Annotated in this window: 1 protein-coding gene; it reads left to right on the top strand. The window is 38.9% G+C overall.

The window, feature by feature from the left end; all coding sequences use genetic code 11:
• Positions 1-1,116 (top strand): DNA polymerase (locus ASN89_RS26560; protein WP_200969133.1); only part of this gene is annotated, 1,116 nt, incomplete at its 5' end.
• Positions 1,117-1,351 lie beyond the last annotated feature (235 nt).

Below are 1,351 nucleotides of genomic sequence, written 5' to 3' on the forward strand. Positions count from 1 at the left end.
GAACTGACTAGGCAAATTTTTGTTGAAATTCCGGTTTTTAATTTACTTTACTGGCACATTGTTCAGGGTATTTGTATTGATGTCGACATACTTAGGGAACATAAGTCAAAAATTAACCATGAGTACTACTCTGCCTTAAAGTGTTTTTCCGAAAAACATAATCTTGCGTTGGAAGTGCCTACTGATCAGGCAGTGATTAATCACCTAGAACCACTAGGATATGATTTTTCTGGAATTTCTCTTGATTATGTGTTGGAGTTTTTACATACTCCGAGTGACTTTGCTGCTGAGCTTTTGGAACTCAAGAAGCTTGCGGCATCTAGATTGGTTCTGGCTGCATTGCCATTGTCTAAACAACGCGCGAGCCCGATTATCGATTTATTTGGATCTATTACATCGCGTATTTATTTTAAAAATCCTGTATTTCAAAATCTCGCAAAACGTCATCGCAATATCGTCGTGCCTGAAGCCGGAAAAGTTCTATCATATATTGATTATGATCAATTTGAAGTAGGCATCATGGCTGCACTTTCGATGGATCCGCATATGTTGATGCTTTATGAATCGAGCGATATATATAACGAGTTATCTACCAGTATTTTCGGTGGGAGTGAGGGTCGGAAATTGGCAAAAAGACTTTTCTTATCTTACGCTTACGGAATGCGGCGCAACTCGTTGATTGATGCGGCAGTATCTCAGGGCGCAGACCGAAAAAATGTAAAGGAATTCTTCGCTAAATTCACGGTTTTCGAATCATGGAAAAAAAAGATTGAAAAGAAGTTTGAGGATTCCGGGAAAATTAGCCCAGGCTTTGGTAACTTTCAAAAAAGGGAGAACGAAGGATCGTTAAGTGAAAAAGAAAGGCGCTCAGGAGTTAGCCAGGTTGTTCAAGGAACTGCGTCCTTGATATTCAAGAAGGCCTTACTTGGAATGCGGAGTGAAACGGATGTGCGAATCTTGGTTCCAATGCATGATGCGGTATTAATCGAACATCTCCCTACATATGATGCAAATAAAGTTTCTACGATTTTCAGCCAAGCGATGAGTGAACATTTTGAGTGGAAAATAACTGGAAAGGCATCGTTAGATTCATTTTACGATTATCCTGTTAATTAGGTCGATCTTCGCATCTTAATGGAATTATGTTCTTGTTTTTAAATAAAATGAAAATATTGATTTAATATAAATTAAATAAAATTCTTTTGGCGAGGCAGGCGCAAGACGCCTCTAATTGGGCCACCTGTACGTGGTTTTAGAGGTGTCACGTTTATAAAAACTCGAATAGAAGATTCGCACGAAAATTTAGATTCCCCCCCCCCCACACACCTATGATTACGATTGCTACATTATT

Origin of the sequence: Janthinobacterium sp. Ant5-2-1 (genome assembly GCF_001445815.1) — a bacterium.
Classification (GTDB): domain Bacteria; phylum Pseudomonadota; class Gammaproteobacteria; order Burkholderiales; family Burkholderiaceae_D; genus Janthinobacterium; species Janthinobacterium lividum_E.